The sequence below is a fragment of the Fructobacillus tropaeoli genome, from assembly GCF_001047135.2.
Taxonomy (GTDB): Bacteria; Bacillota; Bacilli; order Lactobacillales; family Lactobacillaceae; genus Fructobacillus; species Fructobacillus tropaeoli.
In genome coordinates, this window is record NZ_DF968098.1 from 1 (window position 1) to 4,452 (window position 4,452).

Consider the following 4,452-nt stretch of genomic DNA (forward strand, 5'->3'; position numbering starts at 1 on the left):
GGGGGCAGCCGTTGCCGTAGGTGGCACGACACTCGTATCTGCTGATTCAACGACTACAAATACAACTACAACTACGGTTACTGCACCAACAACTAACCAAAATAATCAATCAACACCATCAACGAATCCTTTAAATTCGAATAATAACAATAATAACTCGGTTACAGTTAATACAGGTGGTAATACCTCAACGATTACCAATACCACAGGATCCACTACAACCATCACGACGAGTGGCAACACAACACCACAAATTTTAAATTATATCGGTGGGGTTGATGGAAGTTACCAGCCATCATCAGACGGTGGTTATCAATTTATCCTAAAAAGTACTGGAAAGCCATTGACCGGCTTACGTCAAATTGATGGTGCTTTGCACTACTTTGATGAAAGTACTGGGGACCAACTTAAAGGCAGTATCAAAACGATTGGTTCCGATACTTACTATTTTGATGCAGGTTCTGGTGATGCCGCTAAGGGAATTCAAGTCATCAATGGTAAAGTTTATGGATTCGGTGATGACTATAAGCAGGTAAAGAACGGCTTTGTCACTGATTCTAATAATAATATTTACTATTTTGATGCCAACGGCAATACCACGACTGGACTTCAAACGGTCGATGGTAAGATTTATTTAATTAATAACCAAGGCCAAGTAACGAAGGGCGGGGACGGCCCAACGACCATCAATGGTGTGCAATATTACTTTGACCGTAATGATGGGCACGCCACAATTGCCAATCAACAACAATTTGATACTGGTGTTACATCAACATCAAATGATTACACGGCCCATAATCAGTTAGCTTCTGTTTCTACATCAGCTATCGATAACGTCGATGGTTATATTACAGCTGCTTCTTGGTACCAACCTAAGGATATCTTGCAAGATGGACAAACTTGGGTGGCCTCACAATCAACTGATCGACGCCCATTGTTGATGACTTGGTGGCCAGATAAGCAAACACAGGCAGCCTATATTAACTTTATGATTTCACAGCAGCTGTATAGTGGTGCAAAGGTGGATGCCTCTTCAACCTCACAGGCTGATTTGAATACGGCTGCTAACCAGATTCAAGCTGCGATTGAAAAGAAGATTACGGCTCAAGGTGGTTCAACTACTTGGCTGCAAACTTTGATGACTCAATTCATTGCTACTCAAAGTCAGTGGAACATCACGAGTGAATCTCCAAGTGCGACTGATGGATTGCAAGGTGGAACGTTAGCATACAGCAATAGTACGAATACTCCTTGGGCAAATTCAGATTATCGCTACTTGAACCGTACCCCTTCTAACCAAACTGGATCAGATAGCTATTTGGGTGGTTACGAATTCTTGTTAGCTAACGATGTTGATAACTCGAATCCAACTGTTCAAGCAGAACAATTGAATTGGTTGTACTATCTATTGAACTTCGGTTCAATTACGGCAAACGATCCAAGTGCCAACTTTGATAGTTACCGAATTGATGCGGTTGATAACGTTGATGCTGATTTGCTACAAATTGCAGCTGAATATATGAAGGCTGCTTACGGTGTTGATAAAAACAATGCTACCGCAAACCAGCATTTATCAATCTTGGAAGATTGGGATTACAATGATTATCAGTACAGTGGTGATACTGGTGCTAACCAATTGACAATGGACTTTAAAACCCAAGTTCAGTTAGTTTCTTCTTTGACCAAAAACCCAACACAACGTGATAACATGGCTCGTTTCTTGCAATGGTATAACGTTGATCGTAGTAACGATAATACTGAAAATCAGGCTGTCCCAAATTATTCATTCTTGCGTGCCCATGATAGTCAAGTTCAAACAATCATTGCGCAAATCATTAATGATTATTATCCAGGCGCCGATGGATTCCGTCCAACTGCAGATCAGTTAGCAACGGCATTTAAGATTTACGATGCCGACCAACAGTCAACCAATAAGCGGTACACAATGTACAATGTGCCTGCCGCTTACGCAATGTTGTTGACGAATAAAGATACGATTCCTCGCGTCTACTATGGTGACCTGTATACTGATGATGGCCAGTACATGGCTACCAAGTCGCCATATTATGATGCCATTAGCACATTGCTCCAAGATCGTGTGAAGTATGTTGCCGGTGGACAAACAATGGCAACAGGTTCATGGGATGGGGCAGCCAATAAAAATACTGAGCGAACTGATATTTTGACATCGGTTCGTTACGGTAAAGATTTAATGAACGCTACTGATGTTGATGCTAGCGGAAATACACAGCGAACTGATGGAATTGGTGTCATTGTAAGTAATAACCAAAACTTGCAATTGGGTGCTAATGAGAAGGTTGTCCTCCACATGGGTGCTTCTCACAAGAACCAGCTTTTCCGTGCTGCCTTGCTTTCAACGCAGAATGGTTTGCAGGTTTATTCATCAGATAGTGGTGCACCAACTATGATGACGGATGCTAACGGTGACCTGATTTTTGATTCAACGTGGGTATACGGTGTTAGCGATCCGCAAGTATCAGGTTATTTAGCCGTTTGGGTACCCGTTGGTGCTTCTGCTGATCAAGATTCTCGTTCATTAACGGATTCTTCAAATTCTGCAACATCAACTGATGGCAAGACCTTGCATTCAAATGCGGCACTTGATTCAAATGTCATTTATGAAGGTTTCTCAAACTTCCAAGCAATGCCAACACAGACAAGTGAGTATACGAACGTTAAGATTGCACAGAATGCTAACTTGTTTAAGTCATGGGGAGTGACAAGCTTCCAATTTGCACCACAATATCGCTCAAGTACAGATAGTACTTTTTTGGATTCGATTATCAAGAATGGTTATTCATTTACTGATCGTTATGACTTAGGATTTAATAACGCCGACGGTACACCAAATCCAACGAAATATGGAACTGATGAGCAATTGCGCGAAGCAATTAAGGCTGTTCATGCAGTCGGTATTCAAGCAATGGCCGACTGGGTTCCAGATCAGTTATATAACCTACCAGGCCAAGAAGCAGTAACGGCCACTCGTACAGATGGCGAAGGTACTGCGGTTCAAGGATCAAACTTTAATAACTTAGTTTATATTGCGAATACAATGAGTAGTGGAACGGATTACCAATCTAAGTATGGTGGTGCATTCTTAGCAAAGTTGAAAGCATTGTATCTAAGCCTATTTGAGACCAAGCAAATTTCAACGGGTAAGCCAATTGTTGGTGATACGCGCATTACGCAATGGTCCGCAAAATACTTGAATGGAACGAATATCTTAGGCCGTGGAACAGGTTTCGTACTTCGTGATTCAGCAACAAGTAATTACTTCCTTATCCAAGATGGTTCGGGTTCATTCTTGCCAATGCAATTGTTGAATCAAGATTCTGTTTCTGGATTCGAAGAAGATTCTAAGGGAATCAGGTACTATTCATATAGCGGTTACGAAGCTAAGAACGCCTTTTTTCAAGATTCAAAGGGTAACTGGTACTACTTCGATAATAATGGCTACATGGTAACTGGTGACCAAACGATTAACGGTGGAAAGTATATTTTCCTTGCTAACGGGATTGAATTGCGAAACCACTTCTGGACTCGATCAGATGGTGCCGAATTCTATGTTGGAAACGATGGACAAGCTGTACAAGGTTTCCAAATTATTGATGGCGAAGCTTATGACTTTGGAACAGATGGCACTTATAATTTGAAGTCCCGCCCAACTGGCTATTATAAGGATGCCCAAGGTTGGAAGTGGTTCGAAAATGGTGTTGTTTATACCGGAATCAAGTCTTACGAAAACGGCTATTACTACTTTAACAGCGGTGTTCGCGTCGAAAATACCTGGGAAACCGTTTATGGAAACCAATATTACTTTGGTAATGACGGAAAGGCTGTCCAAGGTGTTCAGGTTATTGATGGCCAAGCTTATGACTTTGGAACAGATGGTACTTATACGATAAAGTCACGCCCATCAGGTTACTTGAACAGTAACTTAGGTTGGATGTGGTTCAATAATGGCCAACTTTATACCGGTTTCCAAAACTACATGTCCGCTTACTATTGGTTTGAAAATGGTGTTCGCCAACAAAACAAGTGGGAAACTGCTTGGGGATTGAAGTATTATGTTGGTGATGATGGTCGAACGGTTGAAGGAATTCATGCTATCGACGGTCACGCTTACGACTTTGGTACCGATGGAACTTTCAATGTAAAGGGACCAGCTAGTGGCTACTTGAATGACGGTAGAAACTGGATGTGGTATGAAGGTGGAAACCCATATACTGGCTTCCGCTACTACATGGGCACTTACTACTGGTTCGAAAATGGTTTGCGTCAAGATAATGCCTGGCATGAAGCTTGGGGTCTGACATACTACACAGGTGCAGATGGACGGGCAGTTCAAGGTGTTCAAAACATCAACGGTAAGCTTTACTACTTCGGTAATGACGGCACCTTCTTTATGCGGACAAACCAAGAAGTAAA

At 41.9% G+C, this 4,452-nt stretch carries 1 protein-coding gene; it reads left to right on the plus strand.

Features of this window, described 5'->3' with window-relative positions:
- Positions 1-4,452: glycoside hydrolase family 70 protein (locus tag AOQ32_RS07840; protein WP_059394337.1), on the plus strand; the 4,452-nt coding region annotated here is incomplete at both ends.